Annotated in this window: 18 protein-coding genes and 2 rRNA genes; 15 read left to right on the top strand and 5 right to left on the bottom strand. The window is 63.4% G+C overall.

Going from position 1 to position 20,642, the window contains the following annotated elements:
• The 3 genes from FHW83_RS26275 to FHW83_RS26265 all read left to right on the top strand — a co-directional run.
• Positions 1-86, top strand: a 23S ribosomal RNA gene (locus FHW83_RS26275); the annotation flags it as partial.
• Positions 87-186: 100 nt separating this feature from the next.
• Positions 187-299 (top strand): 5S ribosomal RNA (gene rrf / locus FHW83_RS26270).
• Between the two features lie 93 nt (positions 300-392).
• Positions 393-4,244 (top strand): two-component regulator propeller domain-containing protein, encoded by a 3,852-nt coding sequence (locus FHW83_RS26265; protein ID WP_176649317.1) that lies wholly within the window; start codon positions 393-395, stop codon positions 4,242-4,244.
• On the opposite strand, the gene FHW83_RS26260 is transcribed toward FHW83_RS26265, so the two are convergent.
• The 5 genes from FHW83_RS26260 to FHW83_RS26240 form a co-directional block, all read right to left on the bottom strand.
• A complete protein-coding gene (locus tag FHW83_RS26260; protein WP_176649316.1) occupies positions 4,241-4,582 on the bottom strand; it encodes a DUF1840 domain-containing protein in 342 nt (113 codons plus the stop codon). The two genes, FHW83_RS26265 and FHW83_RS26260, sit on opposite strands and share 4 nt — an antisense overlap.
• A gap of 125 nt (positions 4,583-4,707) precedes the next feature.
• Positions 4,708-5,202: a hypothetical protein gene (locus tag FHW83_RS26255; protein WP_176649315.1), complete on the bottom strand. Its 495-nt coding sequence runs from the start codon at positions 5,200-5,202 to the stop codon at positions 4,708-4,710.
• Positions 5,199-6,899, bottom strand: coding sequence for a M1 family metallopeptidase (locus tag FHW83_RS26250; protein ID WP_176649314.1), 1,701 nt, complete (start codon positions 6,897-6,899; stop codon positions 5,199-5,201). The genes FHW83_RS26255 and FHW83_RS26250 overlap by 4 nt, the downstream gene beginning before the upstream one ends.
• A gap of 115 nt (positions 6,900-7,014) precedes the next feature.
• A complete protein-coding gene (locus FHW83_RS26245; protein WP_176649313.1) occupies positions 7,015-8,523 on the bottom strand; it encodes a YifB family Mg chelatase-like AAA ATPase in 1,509 nt (502 codons plus the stop codon).
• 97 nt (positions 8,524-8,620) lie between these two features.
• Positions 8,621-8,860 carry an accessory factor UbiK family protein gene (locus FHW83_RS26240; RefSeq protein WP_155468325.1) on the bottom strand — a complete coding sequence of 80 codons (240 nt, stop codon included), beginning with the start codon at positions 8,858-8,860 and terminating at the stop codon, positions 8,621-8,623.
• A 246-nt stretch (positions 8,861-9,106) separates the two neighbouring features.
• Between FHW83_RS26240 and FHW83_RS26235 the strand changes: the two genes are divergently transcribed.
• The 12 genes from FHW83_RS26235 (at position 9,107) to FHW83_RS26180 (ending at position 20,642) form a co-directional block, all read left to right on the top strand.
• Positions 9,107-9,853, top strand: coding sequence for a TorF family putative porin (locus tag FHW83_RS26235; protein ID WP_176649312.1), 747 nt, complete (start codon positions 9,107-9,109; stop codon positions 9,851-9,853).
• Positions 9,854-9,864: 11 nt separating this feature from the next.
• Complete coding sequence (locus FHW83_RS26230; RefSeq protein WP_092279474.1) at positions 9,865-10,203, top strand: P-II family nitrogen regulator; 339 nt, start codon at positions 9,865-9,867, stop codon at positions 10,201-10,203.
• Positions 10,204-10,216: 13 nt separating this feature from the next.
• Positions 10,217-11,758, top strand: coding sequence for an ammonium transporter (locus FHW83_RS26225; protein ID WP_176649311.1), 1,542 nt, complete (start codon positions 10,217-10,219; stop codon positions 11,756-11,758).
• Between the two features lie 114 nt (positions 11,759-11,872).
• Positions 11,873-13,174 (top strand): glutamate--cysteine ligase, encoded by a 1,302-nt coding sequence (gene gshA / locus FHW83_RS26220; RefSeq protein ID WP_176649310.1) that lies wholly within the window; start codon positions 11,873-11,875, stop codon positions 13,172-13,174.
• Between the two features lie 32 nt (positions 13,175-13,206).
• Positions 13,207-14,157: a glutathione synthase gene (gshB, locus tag FHW83_RS26215; protein WP_176649309.1), complete on the top strand. Its 951-nt coding sequence runs from the start codon at positions 13,207-13,209 to the stop codon at positions 14,155-14,157.
• Between the two features lie 31 nt (positions 14,158-14,188).
• A complete protein-coding gene (locus FHW83_RS26210; protein ID WP_176649308.1) occupies positions 14,189-14,590 on the top strand; it encodes a PTS sugar transporter subunit IIA in 402 nt (133 codons plus the stop codon).
• Between the two features lie 48 nt (positions 14,591-14,638).
• On the top strand, positions 14,639-14,908 hold the full coding sequence (locus FHW83_RS26205; protein ID WP_154360511.1) for an HPr family phosphocarrier protein: 270 nt from the start codon (positions 14,639-14,641) through the stop codon (positions 14,906-14,908).
• Between the two features lie 44 nt (positions 14,909-14,952).
• Entirely contained in the window at positions 14,953-16,698 is a 1,746-nt protein-coding gene (gene ptsP / locus FHW83_RS26200; protein WP_176649320.1) for a phosphoenolpyruvate--protein phosphotransferase, read from the top strand.
• 110 nt (positions 16,699-16,808) lie between these two features.
• Positions 16,809-17,924: a homoserine O-acetyltransferase gene (locus tag FHW83_RS26195; RefSeq protein ID WP_229224371.1), complete on the top strand. Its 1,116-nt coding sequence runs from the start codon at positions 16,809-16,811 to the stop codon at positions 17,922-17,924.
• Complete coding sequence (metW, locus tag FHW83_RS26190) at positions 17,921-18,523, top strand: methionine biosynthesis protein MetW (protein WP_176649306.1); 603 nt, start codon at positions 17,921-17,923, stop codon at positions 18,521-18,523. Before FHW83_RS26195 ends, metW begins: the two co-directional genes overlap by 4 nt.
• Positions 18,524-19,771, top strand: coding sequence for an AmpG family muropeptide MFS transporter (locus FHW83_RS26185; RefSeq protein WP_176649305.1), 1,248 nt, complete (start codon positions 18,524-18,526; stop codon positions 19,769-19,771).
• Positions 19,758-20,642 (top strand): M48 family metallopeptidase, encoded by an 885-nt coding sequence (locus FHW83_RS26180; protein ID WP_176649304.1) that lies wholly within the window; start codon positions 19,758-19,760, stop codon positions 20,640-20,642. Before FHW83_RS26185 ends, FHW83_RS26180 begins: the two co-directional genes overlap by 14 nt.

Below are 20,642 nucleotides of genomic sequence, written 5' to 3'. Positions count from 1 at the left end.
CGAGACCAGGACGTTGATAGGTCAGGTGTGGAAGTGCAGTAATGCATTAAGCTAACTGATACTAATTGCCCGTACGGCTTGTCCCTATAACCTTGACGGTTATGCGCATTTACTATGATGGTGAGTGCTACCCAAACTTTACTTCTTCCAGATTGCGCGGCGCCTCGCGCCGCATACAAGTCAAAGCTTGATGACCATAGTAAGTCGGTCCCACCCCTTCCCATCCCGAACAGGACCGTGAAACGACTCTACGCCGATGATAGTGCTGCAACCAGTGTGAAAGTAGGTTATCGTCAAGCTAGTTATTAGAAAAAGCCCCGTCAGGATGAAATCCGGCGGGGCTTTTTTGCTTTTGTGCATTAAAATGGCCGGCATATCGGAGATGCAACTCTATGCGTGCTGTTTTTTTGCTCTTATTCGCGCTGTCCACGGCGCAAGCTGCCCCGCTGACCCTGCGGTTTGAACGCTTGGGCGTCGAGCAGGGACTCACGCAAGAGTCGGTGGCGAGCATCCTGCAGGACCGTCACGGTCATATGTGGCTGGGCACCCAGGCCGGCTTGAACCGCTACGACGGTTATCGCGTCACCACCTTCAAGAACGATCCCGCCAATCCGCGCAGCCTGCAGGACAACTACGTGCAGGCGCTCTACCAGGATGCCGCCGGCCAGCTATGGGTAGGCAACAAGGGCGGCCTCGACTGCTATGATCCCGTGACGCAGAGCTTCAGCCATGTGTTGACCAAACTGGCCGTGGTCAACATCATCGGCGATGGCAAGCAGGGACTGTGGCTGGTCACCAGCGAGGGCTTGCAGCATTTCGATCCCGCCACTGGCCAGGCGCGCGCGCTGCGCCACGCCGACGCGGATGCCAGCACCATCAACGATGACCACGTTGGCGGGCTGGCGCTCGATCCCGATGGCAATCTGTGGGTCGGCACGGCACGCGGACTGGAGATGCTGCCCGCCGGCAGTTCGCAATTCCGCCATTTCGGTACGCAGGAACGATCGCTGGGAAATGACATCATGTCGCTGTCGCTCGGGCCGGATGGCGTGCTGTGGGCGGGCACCAGGCGTGGTGTGCAGGCGTGGCGCCTGCATGGCGGTTCGGCGGAGCGGCTGTCGCCCTCGGTGCCGGTCGATCTGGCCGAGGCGCGCGTGCCCAAGCTGCTGCATGACCGCGACGGCACGCTGTGGTTCGGCACCTTCACCGATGGCTTGAAGCGGCGCGATCCCAAGAGCGGACGTTACTACAGCTACGAGCGCGACAATCTGAACCGCCACGGCATCAGCGAAAACCAGATCAGCGCCCTGTACCAGGACCGCACCGGCACGCTCTGGGTGGGCAATTGGTACACCGGCGTCGACTACGTCGACTTGAACAGCGGCGGTTTCGAAAGCTATACCGAGCACTCCGGTGTGTTGCCCGGCCTTGGCAGCGACAAGGTGCGGGCGATTACCGGCGCGCCCGGCGGCAAGGTGTGGCTGGGCGCCGGCACCGGCCTGGCCTTGCTGGATCCGGCGCAAGCCAAGGTCAGTTTCCATTCCAATGAAGAGCAAGGCGCCGCCGCGCCGCCAGCCGATCAGCTGATGGCGCTGGCGACCGATCAGCAGGACCGCTTGTGGGTGGGCACCATCAGCGGCCTGTCCTGGCGCGACCCGGCGAGCGGGCGTTACACGCCGGTGCCGTTGGGCGACGAGCCGTCGTCGCGGTCGGTGCAGCGCTTGCTGGTGACGCGCGACGGCGCGATCTGGGTGGGCACCCGCACCGCGCTGTACCGGATTGATCCGCGGACGCTGGAGATGCAGGTCTACCGCGCCGACGCCGGCGGTGCCGACAGCCTGGCCGGGCGCGTTTATTCGCTGCTGGAAGATCAGCGCGGCAATCTGTGGGTCGGCACGGAAAACGGTTTAGATCGTTTTGACCGCGCCACCGGCAAATTCCGGCACCACCGGCACGATCCCGCCAATCGCGACAGCCTGAGCCACAACCGCGTGCACTATCTGTACCAGGATCAACAGGAGCGCATCTGGATCGGCACGGCGGCCGGCTTGTGCATGGCGCGCGTGGGGAATGACGGCAAACCGCATTTCCGCTTTTATCCACCGGGCGGCGGTCGTTCGCCCGATCCGATCGGCGCCATCCTCGGCGACGCGCAGGGGCGCTTGTGGATCAGCACCACCGCCGGCATCTCGGCGTTCAATCCGGAGACGGGGGTGTTCCGGAACTACACCTCCAAGGACGGCCTGAGCGATGGCTCGTACTTCATCGGCGCCGGCTACCGCGCGCCCGATGGCACCTTGTACTTCGGCGGTCTGGAAGGCGTGACCGCGTTCCAGCCGGCCAATATCCGTGACAATCCGTATGCGCCGCCGGTGTCCATCACCGACTTTTCGGTCTTTAACCAGTCGATCCAGGATGGCGCCGGGCGTCAGGATGTGCTGAAGCAGGGGCCGCTCTACCAGGCGAAGCAGTTGGCGCTGTCGTATCGCGATGCGGTCTTCTCGTTCGAGTTCGCGGCCATGCATTACGCCGATCCGCAGCGCAACCGCTACGCCTACCAGTTGGAGGGCTTCGATCCGAACTGGGTCACCACCGATGCCGGCAAGCGCTTTGCCACCTATACCAATCTCGACCCGGGCCGCTATGTGTTCCGCGTGAAGGCCGCCAACAAGGATGGCGTGTGGAGCAGCGAGCCGGTGTCGGTGGAGCTAACGATCGCGCCGCCGTTGTGGAAAACCTGGTGGTTCCGCACGCTGCTGGCGGGCCTGGTGGCGGGCGGGGCCTATCTGCTGTTCCGCATCCGCATCCGCATGCTGGTGTTGCAGAAGCAGGAGCTGGAGCAGGAGGTTGGCAGCCGCACGCGCGAGCTGGTGCGGCAGAAGGAATCGATCGAGCGCGAGAAGGAAAACGTCGAGGCCGCGCACCGCAATATCTCGCTGCTGTCCGACATCGGCCGCCGCATCACGGCCAATCTCGACAGCGAGGCCATCATGTCGCTGCTGTACCAGCAGGTGCACGCGCTGATGGATGCGAGCGTGTTCGGCATCGGCATTTACCGGCCCGAGCGCGAGTTGATCGAATATCCGTTCGCGATGGAACGCGGCAAGCGCTACACGCCGTACACGCGCAGCATGCGCGAACCCAACCAGCTGGCGGTCTGGTGCATCAACCACGCGCGGGAAGTGTTCATCAACGACCTGGAGCAGGAATACCACCACTATATCGGCAGCCTGGACTTCGTGTCCGGCGCCGAGAACATGGGCACGCTGGAGGACGGCTCCCTGCCGACCGAGCCGCGCTCGCTGATCTACGTGCCGATCTCGGTGAGCGGCCATGTGCGCGGCGTAATCACGGTGCACAGCTACCGCAAGAACGCCTACCATCGCATCGATCTCGACATGTTGACCACGCTGGCGTCCTACGTGGCGGTGGCGTTCGCCAATGCCGATTCGTATCGCCAATTGCAGGACACGCAGCAGCAGCTGGTGGAGCGCGAGAAGCTGGCGGCCCTGGGATCGCTGGTGGCCGGGGTGGCGCACGAGTTGAACACGCCGATCGGCAACAGCCTGGTGATCGCCAGCACGCTGGAGGACAAGACCACGGAAATCGAGGTGCTCAACAACGCCAGCACCATGCGGCGCTCCGACCTGCGCAACTTCATCGACGCCACGCGCGAGGCGTCGACCCTGCTGATGCGCAGCCTGCGCAACGCGGCCGAGTTGGTCAACAGCTTCAAGCAGGTGGCGGTGGACCAGGCCAGCGCCAAGCGGCGCAAGTTCAATCTGCACCAGGCCAGCCACGAGATCGTGATGACGATGAAGAACCAGGTGCGCAAGGCCGGCCACCAGATTGTGCTGGAGATGCCGGAAGATATCGAGCTGGACAGCTTCCCCGGCCCCTACGGCCAGGTCATCATCAACCTGATCAACAACGCCCTGCTGCACGCGTTTGAGGAGCGCGTCGGCGGCGTGATCCGCATGTGGGCGGTGCAGCTGGGCGTCGAGCGCGTGCGCATCGTGTTCGAGGATGACGGCAAGGGCATTCCGGTGGAGCATCAGGCGCGGATTTTCGATCCCTTCTTCACCACCAAGCTGGGGCAGGGCGGCAATGGCCTCGGCCTGAGCGTCACCTATAACATCGTGACGTCGTTGCTCGATGGTTCGATCCGCGTGGACAGCGCGCTCGGCATCGGGACGCGCTTCACGATCGATTTACCGCTCAAGGCCTCCCTGCGCGGCGACTAGATGCCCCAGATGATGTGCTCGTTCTCCGCCTTGGCGGTGCGCAGCATTTCCAGCAGCGGGAAGGCGCGGGCCGAGAAGCCGACGCGCTGTGCCTGCGCATGTTCCTTGGTTTCGCCTTCCTCCTGCGCGTGGGCGTGGATGTCGTGCTCGATGTCGGTTTCCGGGTGCAGCTTGCTCTCCGCGACCTCATGCTCGAGGATCGACAGCGCCTCCGCCGCTTCGGCCGCGGTGATCACGCCGCGCTGCGGGTTCTTGTGCAGCAGGTCCAGGATGCGCTGCGCATGCTCCTGGTACATCAGGACTTCCGGGCTGGATTTGGATTTGAATGCGATTAACATGGCGTTCTTTCTTAGTTCCGTTGGATAAACTTTATGCCCATGGCCGTCACTTTACAAGCCACGGAAGGACTTGTCTGAGCGCTGACGCACATCAATTAAGCATGTTTTAAGCCAGGAACCCGGTTTTAATTCTGTTTAAAGGAAGTCAGGAAGGTGTCCACGCTGTCGGCGTCGATGCGCCGGGCGGGGCCGACCACCACCACCTGGTAGATTCTTTTTTCTTTGGCAATAAAGCGCCCGATCAGGCGCATGGTTTGCCCTTTTTCGGTGCCGCTGGCGTCCACTTCCAGTGCGCCGTTGTCCAGCGTCTTGCTGCTGGTGACGGTGGCGTTGATGTTTTTCACCATGGCGGTTTTCATGGCCTCGACCGCGGCCGGCGCTTGCGTCGCGTCGGCCAACTGGGCGCTGCCGACGGCGAATACCACGCCATCGATGTCGGCCGCGCTCATGGTCATGCTCACGTCCAGCTGGTCGAGCTTGATGCTGCGGGTTTGCGTGGCGGGCTTGCCGGGGAACAGCACGGCATAGGGCGCGTCATTGCTGCGGTAGTCGCGCCAGTCGTACTTGGGGCTGCAGGCGGACAGCAGCAGGGCCAGGATCAGTGGCAGTGAACGTTTCATTGCTTGTCTTTCTTTTTCTTGTCTTCGATGGCTTTCCATTCATCGATGTGGTTTTGCTGGCGCAACACACGCGACAGCGGATCGATGGTGACCAAGGCGTTGGGCGGCAGCGCGACTTCGCCGTGGCCGTCGCTCATGGCCAGCTTTTCGATGCGGTTGTTGATGCGCACTTCGAGCGGCATCGGGAAGGCGCCGCCGTCTTTCAGTTTCCACGTGAGCTTGAGTTTGCCGGCGTCGCGTTCCTCAACCAGTTCCGGCAGGGCGGCGCGATAAAGATAGGCGTCGAAGAACCACTGCAGGTCGCGGCCGCTGGCCTCGTTGGCGAACTGGATGAATTCCTTGCTGCTGCTCCAGCGCGGCTGGAAGCTGCCCGGCGCCGGCGTGTTGGTGCCGTACACCATGCGGCGCGTGGCGGTGAAGAACGGTTCGTCGCCGATCAGGTTGCGCAGCGTGTGCAGGATCAGCGCGCCCTTGACGTAGATGTCGAGGCCGGGGCCGCCGCGTTCTTCCTTGTAGATGTCTTCGATGCGCTGGCTCTTGCCGCTGACCACTGGCGCCTTGTTGCTGACTTGCTTGCGGAACTCGAACAGCGCGCTCTGAAATTCCATTTCGCCGCGCAGCGATTCCATGTACAGCGGTTGCATGTAGGAGCCGAAGCCTTCGTGCAGCCACATGTCGTCCCAGTCGGCGTTGGTCATCTGGTTGCCGAACCATTCGTGCGATAGCTCGTGGTGCAGCAGCCAGTCGTAGCCGAGAGGGGATTTGACGTAGCCATTGCCGTAGGCGTTGATGGTCTGGTGTTCCATGCCGAGGTGCGGGGTTTCGACCACGCCCATCTTCTCGTCGCCGAACGGGTAGGGGCCGATACGGCTTTCAAAGAAATCCAGCATCGGCTTGAATTCGCTGAACAGGCCCTGGGCTTCCTTGTCGTGACCCTTCAGGTACCACATGCGTAGCGGGATGGTGTTGCCGTACCTGCTGGCGTAGTCGGCGGACAGGGTTTCGTAGGGACCGATGTTGAGGGCGACGCCGTAGGTGCTGGGGTTTTTCGCGCGCCAGTTGTAGGTGCGCCAGCCGTCTTTTTCTTCCATGCCGGTGGCGACGCCGTTGCCGGCCACCACCAGCGGCGCTGGCACGCTGATGTGCAGGTCGATCAGCTGGGGCTTGCCGGTCGGATGGTCGATGCACGGCCAGAACAGGTCGCAGCCTTCGCCTTCGACGGTGGTGGCGATCCATGGCTGGCCATCCTTGGTCTGGCTCCAGGTGAAGCCGCCGTCCCATGGCGCTTTTTTCGCGACCGTGGGCATGCCGTGGTACTGGATGCGCACCGTGGTGCGGGCGCCGGCCGGCAATGGCGTGGGCAAGGTCAGGTACAGGCGGCCCTCCGGATTGCTGATGGCGTTTGGCGCGAGCGCGACGCCGTCCACACTGGCGCTGTCGATGGGCAGGTTGCGGTCGAGCTCGACCGCGATGCGCGTCAGCGGCTCCTTCAACAGGAAGGTGAGAGCGGCGTCGCCCCTGATGCTTTTGCTTGCGGGATCTACGCGTAGCGCCAGATTGACCTTTTCGAACGTCACCGCCAGTTGTTCCGGTGCGCGCGGGCCGCCGGAGTTGATGGTGAAATCGGTCGGCGCCCTGGTTGTGGCGCAACCGGCCAGCGCGGCGCTGACGGCGAGGTAGAGAGGCAAGCGGGTCATGATCATCCTGGCGTAGATAGGCTGCGAGCAATATAGCAGCTAGCACGCCGGACTTGGTATGTCGATGGGATGATAAAACCGTTTTTTATATTGACGTATGAGCGAGTCAATCGAATCACTCGCTCAGCACGCGGCGGTATTGGATGGCCTCTTTCACATGCTTGAGTTGAATGATCGCCGAGTGATCGAGATCGGCGATGGTGCGGGCCACGCGCAGGATGCGGTGGTAGGCGCGGCCCGACCATTTGAATTGCGTCATGCTGTCCTTGAGCTGGGCCTTGCTGGGGCGGTCGAGCTTGCAGTAGTGGTCGATCTCGCGCGGCGTCAGGTGCTGGTTGAGTTTGCCCTGCCGCCGGCGCTGCGCCTCGGCCGCCGCCTGCACGCGCGCGGCGATGACGGCGGACGGGTCGCCGTCGGCCGGGGCGGCGAGGATGTCGGCGTGGACCGAGCCGACCTCTATCTGGATGTCGATGCGGTCCAGCAGCGGGCCGGACACGCGGCCCTGATAGCGCAGCCGCACGTCCGGCGAACAGCGGCAGGCGACGCTGGCGTGGCCGTGGTAGCCGCAAGGGCAGGGGTTCATGGCGGCGATCAGCTGGAAGTGCGCGGGAAAATCGGCTTGCCGGGCGGCGCGCGAGATGGTGATGCGTCCCGATTCCATCGGCTCGCGCAGCACGTCCAGCACGCGGCGGTCGAATTCCGGCAACTCGTCCAAAAACAATACGCCGCGATGCGCCAGCGAAATCTCTCCGGGACGCGGCACGCTGCCGCCACCCACCAGCGCCGCGCCGGAGGCGGTGTGGTGGGGCGAGCGGAATGGCCGCTGCTTCCACTGCTCGATGCGGAAGGCGCCGGTCAGCGATTGCACGGCGGCCGCCTCCAGCGCCTCCTCGTCGCTCATCTCCGGCAGCAAACCGGGAAAGCGCGATGCCAGCATGGTCTTGCCCGAGCCTGGCGGGCCGACCAGCAGCACCGAGTGGTTGCCGGCCGCCGCCACCTCCAGCGCGCGCTTGACCATGCGCTGCCCTTTGACGTCGGCAAAGTCGGGATACTCGGGCGCTGCCGCCGGTGGCGCCGCCTCGTGGCGCGACAGCATGCTGTCCACCGACTTGCCGGCAAAGTGGCCGCACACCTGCAGCAGCGACTCGGCCGGGTAGATGGCGGCGGTGGATACCAGCGCCGCTTCGTCGGCGTTGGCCATCGGCAGGATGAAGGCCAGGCAGCCGCCGTCGCGCCGGGTGGCCAGCGACATGGCCAGCGCGCCGCGTATCGGCCGCAATTCGCCGGACAGCGACAGCTCGCCGGCGAACTCGTACTGATGCAGGCGGCGCGAGGGGATTTGTTTGGAGGCGGCCAGGATGCCCAGCGCGATCGGCAGATCGAAGCGGCCGGACTCCTTGGGCATGTCGGCCGGCGCCAGGTTGACGGTGATGCGTTGGGCGGGGAATTCAAAGCCGCCGTTCTGGATGGCGGCGCGGACGCGGTCCTTGGCTTCCTTGACCTCGGTGTCGGCCAGGCCGACGATGGTGAAGGCCGGCAAGCCGTTGGCCAGGTGCACTTCGACGCTGACTTCCTGCGCCTCCATGCCGGCCAGGGCGCGGCTTTTGAGTACGGCAAGCGACATGATGAGGCGAACCGGCGAAAAGGGACCAGCCGCCAGCGTAGCTCGCGCCCGCCGCGTCGCTTTGCGCTAGCCCAAACGGACCAGCACAAACCACCGTTTATTGGTTGATCTTGCTTTCCAGCTCGGCCAGGCGGGTTTCCAGCGCCTCCAGCTTGGCGCGGGTCTTGGCCAGCACCTGGGTCTGGATGTCGAACTCTTCGCGCGTGACCAGGTCCAGTTTGGCGAAACCCTGCGTCATCATGGACTTGACGTTCTTTTCAATGTCCTTTGCTGGTGAGTTTTCGATGGCCTGGCTGATCTTGTTTTGCAAATCGTTAAAAAAATTGTTCTTATCCATAATATTCCTTGATCCGGTTAGTCCATCAATGCACCATCATGGTGCGGATCGGCGTTAATGTGGTGCGAAATCGCCGATATTCCTGTTTTGGGGCGTGACAATTCTCACTTTGGGGCACGCGGGCCGTTGTCAATGTTAGCTGGCACACATTCTGCTAAGAAGGCAATGAATGCTTTTCATTGCTTCGCTTGACAAGATTTTAAACCGCAACTGCTAATGACGTTCAACTCACCAGGAAAAACAACTATGAAAATGACCAAGAACCTCACTTTGATCGCTGCGTTGACCTTAGCATTCGCATCCATGGCGCACGCGGAGGAGGCGGCACCCGCCCCTGAAGCGAAACCAGACAACGAAGTCACCTATAACGCTGCCGTTGTCAGCGATTACCGTTACCGCGGTATTTCGCAAACCCGCCTCAAGCCAGCCCTGCAGGTTGGCGCGGATTACGTGAACAACCCTACCGGCTTCTACGTCGGCACCTGGGCCACCAACATCAAGTGGGTCAAGGATGGCGGCGGCGACGGCTCGATCGAATGGGACATCTACGGTGGCAAGCGCGGCGCCATCAACGACACCTTCAGCTACGACGTCGGCGGCCTGTACTACGCCTACCCATCGAACGAGCTGCACCCAAGCGCCAACACCTTCGAACTGTACGGCCAGATCAGCGCCGGCCCATTCTCGGTCAAGTACTCGCACTCGACCACCAACCTGTTCGGCTTCGCCGACAGCAAGAACTCGGGCTACCTGGACGCGCAGTTCAACAACGAAGTGTACGACGGCTATGTGCTGAACCTGCACGTCGGCCACCAGAACGTGAAGAACAACGGCGCGGCCAGCTACACCGATTACAAGGTCGGCGTCACCAAAGATTTCGGCGTAGTGAGTGTGGCACTGGCGGCGGTCTATGCCGACACGGACGCCTACGTCGGAAAGGGGAAGAACCTGGGTAAAACCGGTGCTGTCCTGACCATTTCCAAAACCTTCTAAGCGAGGCCCGTATGAAACTGATTACCGCCATTATCAAGCCGTTCAAGCTTGACGAGGTGCGTGAAGCCCTGTCGGCCATTAACGTGCAGGGTATTACCGTGACTGAAGTAAAAGGCTTCGGCCGCCAGAAAGGCCACACCGAGCTGTACCGTGGCGCCGAGTATGTGGTGGACTTCCTGCCGAAGACCAAGATCGAGGCGGCGGTGGACGATGCCGTGGTCGAGCAGGCCATCGAGGCGATCGAAGGCGCCGCCCGCACCGGCAAGATCGGCGATGGCAAGATCTTCGTGTACAACCTGGAACAAGTGATCCGTATTCGTACCGGCGAGACCGGCAACGAAGCTCTTTAAGAGGATGATGAGAATGAAAAAAACCATAACGAGCTTGCTAGCTGGGGTATCCATCCTGTTCGCGCTGGCAGCCCCAGTACACGCCCAGGACGCCAAGCCGGCTGAAGCACCAGCCGCCGCCGTGGCCTCCGCCCCGGTCGCCTCCGCCCCGGCCGCCGCGCCAGCGGCACCGGCAGCCGCCGCGCCAGCCGCCGCCGCTCCGGCCGAAGCCGCCGCGCCTGCCGCGCCGGTCCCGCAAAAGGGCGACACCGCCTGGATGATGGTCTCGACCCTGCTGGTGATCCTGATGACGATTCCCGGCCTGGCCCTGTTCTACGGCGGCCTGGTGCGCTCCAAGAACATGCTGTCGATCCTGATGCAGGTGTTCATGGTGTTCGCCCTGATCATCGTGCTGTGGTGCATCTACGGCTACTCGCTGGCTTTCACCGAGGGTAACGCCTTCTTCGGCAAGTTCGACCGTGCCTTCCTGAACGGCATCTGGGATCCGGCCAAGGGCGCGTTCTCGTACGCGGCCACCTTCAGCAAGGGCGTGGTGATTCCTGAGTTCGTGTACGTCGCGTTCCAGGCCACCTTCGCCGCCATCACCTGCGGCCTGATCATCGGCGCCTTCGCCGAGCGCGCCAAGTTCACCGCCGTGCTGGCCTTCGTGGTGATCTGGTTCACCTTCGCCTACCTGCCGATCGCCCACATGGTCTGGTTCTGGACCGGTCCGGACGCGATCAAGGACGCCGCCACCCTGGCATCGGAAACCGCCAAAGCCGGCTTCCTGTTCCAAAAAGGTGCGCTGGACTTCGCCGGCGGCACCGTGGTGCACATCAACGCCGCCGTGGCTGGCCTGGTCGGCGCCTACATGATCGGCAAACGCGTCGGCTACGGCCGCGAATCGATGGCGCCGCACTCGGTCACCATGACCATGATTGGTGCGTCGCTGCTGTGGGTGGGCTGGTTCGGCTTCAACGCCGGTTCGGCACTGGAAGCGGCCGACATCGCCGGCCTGGCCTTCATCAACACCTTGCTGGCCACCGCCGCCGCCACCGTGTCGTGGGTGTTCGCCGAGTGGATCTTCAAGGGCAAGCCATCGATGCTGGGCGGCGCCTCGGGCGCGGTGGCTGGCCTGGTGGCCATCACCCCGGCATGCGGCTTCGTCGGTCCGATGGGCGCCCTGATCATCGGCCTGCTGGCCGGCGTGATCTGCCTGTGGGGCGTGAACGGCCTGAAACGCCTGCTGGGCGCGGATGACTCGCTGGACGTGTTCGGCGTGCACGGCGTCGGCGGTATCCTGGGCGCGCTGCTGACCGGTGTGTTCGCCGCACCATCGCTGGGCGGCCAGGGCATCTTCGACTACGTTGCCAACAAGGCATCGGCCGACTACTCGATCATCGGCCAGGTGACCACCCAGGCCACCGGCGTCGGCGTGACCATCATCTGGTCGGCCGTGGTGTCGGTGATCGCCTACAAGCTGGTGGACATCGTCATCGGCCTGCGCGTGCCGGAAGAGGAAGAGCGCGAAGGCCTGGATATCACCACCCACGGTGAATCCGCCTACCATGCTTAATTAACAACATTGCATCCGAAAAGCGCCCCACGGGGCGCTTTTTTTATTGCCTGCCTTTAAAATAGGGTTTTTGCCCTCATTTGGCATAGTCCGCACGGTAATAAGGATGTAAACATGGTTCCCCACCTCGTCACGGCCCTGAGCGGACCCCTGCTCGACCTGGAAGAAAAAATCCTGGCCGCCACCCCCGCGATCGAACGCTGGTTCCGCCTCGAATGGCAGGAGCACACGCCGCCGTTTTATTGCTCGGTTGACATGCGCAATGCCGGCTACAAGCTGGCGCCGGTGGATACCAACCTGTTCCCGGGCGGCTTCAACATGCTGGCCACCGAGATGCTGCCGCTGTCGGTGCAAGCCGCCATGGCGGCGATCGACAAGTATTGCCCGGACGCGCGCAACCTGCTGCTGATACCGGAAATCACCCAGCGCCACCCGACTTACTGGCAAAACGTGGCCCGCCTGATGCAGATTTTCCGCCAGACCGGCTTGCACGTGCGGCTTGGTTCGCTGTCGCCGGAAGTCACCGAGCCGACCCCGCTGCCGCTGCCGGACGGCAATATGCTGGTGGTGGAGCCGCTGGTGCGCTCGCCCAACGGCCGCCGCGTCGGCCTCAAGGATTTCGATCCGTGCACGATTTTGCTCAACAACGACCTGTCGGCCGGCATTCCGGACATCCTGCAGAACATCCACGAGCAAAGCCTGCTGCCGCCGCCGCACGCGGGCTGGGCGCTGCGCCGCAAGAGCAACCACATGAACGCCTACGACGAGGTGGTCAAGAAGTTCGGCAAGCTGATCGGCGTCGATCCGTGGATGCTGAATCCGTTCCACGCCAAGTGCGACGCGGTCAACTTCCGCACCGGCGAGGGCTACGAGTGCCTCGCCGCCAATGTCGACGCGCTGCTGGCCAAGATCAAGAAGAAGTACAAGGAATACGGCATCAAGGACCAGAAGCCGTTCGTGATCGTCAAGCCGGACGCCGGCACCTACGGCACCAGCATCCTGACCATCAAGGATTCGGCCGAGATCATGGACCTGACCCAGGCCCAGCGCGACAAGATGATTGTCATCAAGGATGGCAAGGAAGTGACCGACTTCATCATCCAGGAAGGCGTGCCGACCTTTGAAAGCATCGAGAGCGCGGTGGCCGAGCCGGTGGTGTACATGATAGACCGCTACGTGGTGGGCGGCTTCTACCGCATCCACGCCGAGAAGGGCATCGACCAGAACCTCAACGCGCCCGGTTCGCAATACGTGCCGCTGGCGTTCGCCCAGCAGCACGCGGTGCCCGATCTCAAGGCCAAGCCGGGCACGGCGGCGCCGAACCGCTTCTATGTGTATGGCGTGGTGGCGCGCCTGGCGCTGCTGGCGGCGTCGCTGGAAATGGAGCGCACGGATCCGAATCCGGAAGTGTACTAAAATCAGCCATTACCTCTACTGTTGAACGCCCAATGAAAATCGCCTTCCTCGCCGACCCGCTGTCGACCTTCAAGACCTACAAGGATTCCACCTATGCCATGATGGTCGAGGCGGGCAAGCGCGGCCACGCCGTCTACGCCTTCGAGCAAAAGGACATGGCGGTGGAGCAGGGCGTGGTCACCGCCAGGGTGGCGCGGATCACCCTGACCGGCGACAGCCAGGACTGGTATCGCGCGGCCGATCCGGTCGAAACCAACCTGGGCGAGTTCGACGCCATCATCCAGCGCAAGGACCCGCCGTTCGACATGGAATACGTGTACGGCACCTACCTGCTGGAGCTGGCCGAGAAGCAGGGCGCGATGGTGTTCAACAAGCCGTCCGCCATCCGCGACCACAATGAGAAGCTGGCCATCGCCCAGTTCAGCCAGTTCACCTCGCCCACGCTGGTGACGGCCGACGAGGCGCGCCTGCGCGCGTTCCAGAAGCAGCATGGCGACATCATCCTCAAGCCGCTGGACGGCATGGGCGGCGCCGGCATCTTCCGCGTCGGCGCCGACGGCATGAACCTCGGCTCCATCATCGAGACCCTGACCCAGCACGGCCGGCAAACCATCATGGCCCAGCGCTATATCCCGGACATCGTCAAGGGTGACAAGCGCATCCTGGTGATCGCCGGCAAGCCGGTGCCGTACTCGCTGGCGCGCATCCCGCAAAACGGCGAGGTGCGCGGCAACCTAGCGGCCGGCGGCATCGGCGTGGCCCAGCCGCTGACCGAGCGCGACTTTGAAATCGCCAACACGCTGGGGCCGATATTGGCCGCCCGCGGCCTGTTGCTGGTAGGATTAGATGTGATCGGCGACTTCCTGACCGAAGTCAACGTCACCAGCCCGACCTGTTTCCAGGAGATCACCCAGCAAGCCGGCTTCCCGGTGGCGGCGACTTTCATCGATGCGGTCGAGGCGGCGGTGGCGCTGGGCCGATGAAATCTTCAATACTCACTGGCGGTTTAACAATATGGTAGGCATACTGCTTATGACGCACGCACCACTGGGGGCGGCCTTTCTCGCGGCCTGCGCCCATGTGTTTCGTGGTCCGACCGAGCACCTGGAAGCGATTGACGTGATCGCCGACCAGGACCTGGGCGAAGTCCAGAATCTGGCGGCGGCGGCGATCAAGCGCCTGGACGATGGCGACGGCGTGCTGGTGATCACCGACGTCAAGGGCGGCACGCCGGCCAACTGCTGCAACCGGCTGGCCGACGCCGGCCGGGTGGAGGTCATCGCGGGCATCAGTTTGCCGATGCTGCTGCGCGCCATCACCTACCGCCGCGACACGCTGGACGTGGTTGTCGAGATGGCGCTGGCCGGCGCGCAAAGTGGAGCGGTGCGCGTCGACAACCGGACACGGGTCGGGTAACACCGGCCAATTTTTAGCAATGCGCACTCTGATTGAGACAAAAGAAAAATGATTCAGCAAGAACTCGAAATTATCAACAAGCTTGGTTTGCATGCGCGCGCTTCCGCCAAATTCACCCAACTGGCAGCAAAATACAAAAGCGATGTCTGGCTGACGCGTAACGCGCGCCGCATCAACGCCAAGTCCATCATGGGCGTGATGATGCTGGCGGCCGGCAAGGGCGCCAAGGTCCTGCTGGAAGCCGACGGCGACGATGAAGGCGATTGCGTCGCCGCCCTGACCGCCCTGGTCAACGACAAGTTCGGCGAAGGCGAGTAATGGCGGCGGAACGCAGCCGTCCCCGCTTCCCCGCAGGCCCGCCGATGGCCTCGTTCACCCTGCACGGCATCCCGGTCTCGCGCGGCATCGCCATCGGCCGCGCCCACCTGCTGGCGCCGGCGGCGCTGGACGTCAAGCACTACCTGGTGGCGGAGGAGCAGGTCGAGGCCGAGGTCACGCGCCTGCAGCAGGCGCTGGCCGCCGTGCACAAGGAACTGCAGACGCTGTGGAACGAGCTGCCCAAGGACGCGCCGACGGAGCTGGGCGCGTTCATCGACGTGCACGCCCTGATCCTGTCAGACCCGATGATCTCGGAGGCGCCGCTCGACATCATCCGCACCCGCCACTACAACGCCGAATGGGCGCTGCTGACCCAGATCGACGAGCTGTCGGCGCAGTTCGACGAGATCGAAGACCCCTACCTGCGCGAACGCAAGGCCGACATCCAGCAGGTGGCCGAGCGCGTGCTCAAGGTGCTGATGGGCACCGAGCAGATGCTGCCCAAGGCCGATGGCGGCGATGACGAGGTCCAGCCGCAGATGATCATCGTCGCGCACGATATCTCGCCGGCCGACATGCTGCAGTTCCGCGACCGCTCCTTCATCGGCTTTGTGACCGACGTCGGCGGCCAGAACTCGCACACCGCCATCGTCGCGCGTTCGCTGGACATTCCGGCGGTGGTCGGCATGTCCGGCGCCTCCACCCTGATCGAGCAGGACGACTGGCTGATCATCGACGGCGACGCCGGCGTGGTGATCGCCAATCCGAGCGCGCTGGTGCTGGAGCAGTACCGCGAACGCCAGGGCGCCGCCGCGCGCGCGCGCAAGAAACTGCAGAAGCTGAAGAAAACCCCGGCCATCACCAAGGACGGCACCGAGATCACCCTGCTGGCCAACATCGAGCTGCCGGACGACTGCCCGGCCGCGCTGGAGGCGGGCGCCAACGGCGTGGGGCTGTTCCGTTCCGAGTTCCTGTTCATGGGCCGCAACAGCAAGATCCCGTCCGAGGACGAGCAGTTCGAGCAGTACAAGAAAGCCGTGGTGGCGATGAAGGGCCGCCCGGTCACCATCCGCACGCTGGACATCGGCGCCGACAAGCCGCTCGATCAAAGCGAGCAGACCGCGCTCAATCCGGCGTTGGGCCTGCGCGCCATCCGCTACTGCCTGGCGGAGCCGCAAATCTTCCTGACGCAGCTGCGCGCCATCCTGCGCGCGTCGGCGTTCGGCAAGGTGCGCATCCTGATCCCGATGCTGGCGCATGCTTTCGAGATCGACCAGTCGCTGGCCATGGTGGCGCAAGCCAAGGCCGAGCTGCGCGAGCAGAACGTCAAGTTCGACGAAAACGTCGACGTCGGCGCCATGATCGAAATTCCGGCCGCCGCGCTGGCGCTGCCCATGTTCGTCAAGCGCATGGACTTCCTGTCGATCGGCACCAATGACCTGATCCAGTACACGCTGGCCATCGACCGGGTTGATTATGAGGTCGCACACCTTTACAATCCGCTGCATCCGGCTGTGCTGCAATTGATCTCGATGACGATTGCGGCCGGGCATAAAGCCGGGATCGACGTCGCCGTGTGCGGCGAAATGGCGGGGGATGTCAAACTGACACGCCTGCTGCTGGGCATGGGATTGCGGGAATTCTCGATGCATCCAGCCCAACTGCTCTCGGTCAAGCAGGAAATCCTGAACAGCGACCTTGCGCGCATCATGCCGCAAACCCGCAAGATCATGCGCTCGATGGAACCCAACGTAATTGCAGACGCGGTCGAACAATTGCAGTTGATGTAAAGCTGGTGGAGCCCACCCTCGCGGCTCCACCTTGTTAGATGGCCCGTGGGGCCGCCCCCAAAAAAACTAAACCAACGATGTCATCCCTCGGATACGTTAAGCCGCAAACCATGCATTTTGCCGAGCCCCTGCTCCTGCAAAGCGGCGCGTCGCTGCGCGACTATATGCTGATGTACGAAACCTACGGCACGCTGAACGCCGACAAGTCCAACGCGGTGCTGGTCTGCCACGCCCTGAACGCCTCGCACCACGTGGCCGGCGAATACGAAGGCAAGCCGAAAAGCACCGGCTGGTGGGACAATATGGTCGGCCCGGGCAAACCGCTGGACACCGACAAGTTCTTCGTTATCGGGATTAACAACCTCGGTTCCTGCTTCGGTTCGACCGGCCCGATGCACGTCAACCCGGCCACCGGCAAGCCTTACGGCGCCGCCTTCCCGGTGGTGACGGTGGAAGACTGGGTGGCCGCGCAGGCGCGCCTGGCCGACGCGCTGGGCATCCAGCAGTTCGCCGCCGTCATGGGCGGCTCGCTGGGCGGCATGCAGGCGTTGTCGTGGTCCATCATGTATCCGGAGCGCCTGCGCCACTGCGTGGTGATCGCTTCCACGCCCAAGCTGTCGGCGCAGAACATCGCCTTCAACGACGTGGCGCGCCAGGCCATCCTGTCCGATCCCGATTACCATGGCGGCGACTTCTACGAGCACGGCGTGGTGCCGAAGAACGGCCTGCGCGTGGCGCGCATGGTCGGCCACATCACCTACCTGTCGGACGACGACATGGCGGAGAAGTTCGGCCGCAAGCTGCGCGACTTCGCCGAGAGCGGCGACTACAAGTTCGATTTCGGCGTCGACTTCGAGATCGAATCCTACCTGCGCTACCAGGGCGACAAGTTCAGCGAATACTTCGACGCCAACACCTACCTGCTGATCACCAAGGCGCTCGATTACTTCGACCCCGCGCGCCTGCATGGCGGCGACCTGGCCAAGACCCTGGCCGGTACCAAGGCCAAGTTCTTCCTGGCGTCCTTCACCACCGACTGGCGTTTCTCGCCTGAGCGCAGCCGCGAGATCGTGCGTGCGCTGGTCAGCAACCGCCGCCAGGTCACTTACGCGGAAATCGACGCGCCCCATGGCCACGACGCCTTCCTGCTGGAGGATCCGCGCTACATGAACATGGTGCGCGCCTATTACGGCCAGGTGTGGAACGAGATCGGGGGCAAGGTATGAACTTCAATGAATTGAGCGCGGCACGGCCGGACTTGGCCTTCATCGCCCACTGGATTGGCGACAGGTCGCATGTGCTGGACCTGGGTTGCGGCGACGGCGTGATGATGGACTATCTGCAGAGCGACAAGCAATGCACCGGCTACGGCATCGAGCTGGCCGACGACGAGGTGCTGGCCAGCACCCGGCGCGGCGTGCGCGTGATCCAGCAGGACATGGAAAAGGGGCTGGCGCTGTTCGGCAACAACAGCTTCGACACGGTGCTGTGCCTGTCCTCGCTGCAGATGATGAAGCACGTCGAGGCGCTGCTGCGCGACATCGTCCGCGTCGGCAAGGAGGCGATCGTGTCGTTCCCGAATTTTGCCTACTGGCCGCACCGCGTGGCCTTGCTGAAGGGCCGCATGCCGGTGTCGGAATCGCTGCCGTACGAATGGTACGACACCCCCAACCTGCGCTGCGCCACCATCAACGATTTCCGCGACCTGGCGGAGGAGTGCGGGCTGGAAGTGATCGAATGTGTAGCGCTGGCGGAGGGGAAACGTGTATCCTTCCTGCCTAATCTGCGCGGCGATCTGGCCGTGTTCCGACTACGGAAAAAATAAATGACCCAAACCCGGCCCTGGCATAGCTACCTCAACGGACGCACCGTCTCCATCCTGTTCCTGGGATTCAGTTCGGGGCTGCCGCTCTACACGCTGATCTACCTGATGCAGGCGTGGCTGGCCAAGTCCGGGCTGGACGTCAAGGCGCTGGGCCTGTTCGGCCTGGCGATGTTCCCCTACACCTTCAAGTTCCTGTGGGCGCCGTTCATGGACCGCTACACGGTGCTGCCGCTGGGCCGCCGGCGCGGCTGGATGGCGCTGACCCAGCTGGCGCTGTTCGCCTTCATCGGCGGCCTGGGCATGCTGGACCCGAAGCTGGAGCTGTCGCTGATCGCCGGCATGGTGTTCCTGATCGCCTTCCTGTCGGCCAGCCAGGACGTGGTGATCGACGCCTACCGGCGCGAGATTCTGGCGGAGGAGGAGCAGGGCCTGGGCGCGGCCATCATCGTCAACGCCTACAAGGCCGCCAGCCTGATACCGAGCGCGCTGGGTTTGGTGATGGCGGACAGCCAGCCGTGGCAGATCGTGTTCTGGACCGTGGCGGCCTTCATGCTGCCGGGCTTTGTGTGCACCTTGCTGGCCAAGGAGCCGACGCTGTACGGCGAGCCGCCGAAGAATCTGCAAGAGGCGGTGGTGCTGCCCTTCCTGGAATTCGTGCGGCGCGATGGCTGGAAGCAGGCGCTGTTCATCATCGCCTTCGTGCTGCTGTATAAAATCGGCGACACCATGTCGACCGCGCTGTCGACCAAATTCTTCCTCGATATCGGTTTCTCCACCAAGGACATCGGCCTGGCGGCCAACGCCACCGGCTGGTGGGCCAGCCTGGCCGGCGGTGCCGTGGGCGGTATCTGGATGATCAAGCTGGGTATCAACCGCGCGCTGTGGGTGTTTGGCGTGCTGCAGGCGATCGCCATTCTCGGCTTCGCCTGGCTGGCGCAGGTCGGCCCGGACAAGCTGCTGCTGAGCGCCGTGTTCGGCTTCGAGGCGTTCGCCAGCCTGGGCCTCGGCTCGGCGGCGCTGGTGGCCTTCATGTCGCGCGCCACCGATCCGCGCTACACGGCCACGCAATACGCGCTGTTTTCCAGCCTGGCTGCGGTCCCGCGCACATTCATCAATTCTTCGGTAGGGTATATTGTTGCCGAAACCGGATGGTTCTGGTTCTTTATCGTATGCTTTATCCTTGCATTCCCTGCAATGATGATGCTGCCCAAAATCGCTCCGTGGAATAGTGGACATGAAAAAGTTTAAATTGAAGAGCGCCGTGCTGGCGCTGCTGCTCTGTACCAGCGCCATGTCGCTGTACGCGCAGGATGACGGTATCCCGGTCTCCAAGCTGTCGCGCATGCGCGGCCTGGCCGGCGCCGATGCCGCGCAGTTCGATCAACAGTCGAAACTGCAGTACAACCAGATGCTGTCCGAGGCGCACAAGAAGGACGCGGTGGCCACCGACACCAATCCGCAGCTGATCCGCCTGCGCGCCATCGCCAAGCGCATCATTCCGTTCACCACGCGCTGGAACCCGGATGCGGCCAAGTGGGACTGGCAGGTCAACCTGCTGCGCTCCGACACCGTCAACGCCTTCTGCATGCCGGGCGGCCGCATCGCCTTCTACAACGGCATCCTGACCAAGCTGAATCTGACCGACGACGAGGTGGCGATGGTGATGGGCCACGAGATCGCCCACGCGCTGCGCGAGCACGCGCGCGAGCAGGCCGGCAAGAACAACGTCACCTCGCTGCTGGGCCGCGTGGCCGGCGCCGCCGGCGCGGCCTACTTCGGCCTCGATCCGCGCCTGGGCGACGCGGTCGGCAGCGGCGCCGCCAAGGTGGCCTCGCTGAGCTTCTCGCGCAGCGACGAGACCGAGGCCGACCTGGTGGGCATGGACCTGGCCGCGCGCGCCGGTTTCGATCCGCGCGCCGGTATCGCGCTGTGGGAGAAGATGGGCGCGATCAACAAGAACCAGCCGATCAGCTTCCTGTCGACCCACCCGGCCGGCAAGGACCGCATCAAGGAGATGAACGCCAATATGCATCTGGTGCTGCCGGTGTACGCGCGCGCCAAGGGCCTGGACCCGAACAAGCTGCCGCCATACCGCTCGCTCGCGCTGCCCAAGACCTGA

Origin of the sequence: Duganella sp. SG902 (genome assembly GCF_013376005.1) — a bacterium.
Taxonomy (GTDB): domain Bacteria; phylum Pseudomonadota; class Gammaproteobacteria; order Burkholderiales; family Burkholderiaceae_D; genus Rugamonas.
Note: the sequence above shows the minus strand (reverse complement) of the source record. Positions and strands in the feature narration are given on the sequence as shown.